Consider the following 512-nt stretch of genomic DNA (forward strand, 5'->3'; position numbering starts at 1 on the left):
ATCCGCAGCTTCGGCACATAGTTTTAGCCCCGTTACATCTTCCGCGCAGGCCGACTCGACTAGTGAGCTATTACGCTTTCTTTAAAGGGTGGCTGCTTCTAAGCCAACCTCCTAGCTGTCTATGCCTTCCCACATCGTTTCCCACTTAACTATGATTTTGGGGCCTTAGCTGGCGGTCTGGATTGTTTTCCTCTTGACTACGGACGTTAGCACCCGCAGTCTGTCTCCCGGATAGTACTCATTGGTATTCGGAGTTTGCATCGGTTTGGTAAGTCGGGATGACCCCCTAGCCGAAACAGTGCTCTACCCCCAATGGTATTCGTCCGAGGCGCTACCTAAATAGCTTTCGGGGAGAACCAGCTATCACCGAGTTTGATTAGCCTTTCACCCCTATCCACAAGTCATCCCCTGGCTTTTCAACGACAGTGGGTTCGGTCCTCCAGTTAGTGTTACCCAACCTTCAACCTGCTCATGGATAGATCACCCGGTTTCGGGTCTATACCCAGCAACTA

The 512-nt window shown here is 51.4% G+C and carries 1 rRNA gene; it reads right to left on the reverse strand.

The features are described from left to right. Positions 1–512: ribosomal RNA gene (locus tag AC07E5_RS09565) — 23S ribosomal RNA — on the reverse strand; the annotation flags it as partial.

It is taken from the genome of Acinetobacter seohaensis (assembly GCF_056431365.1).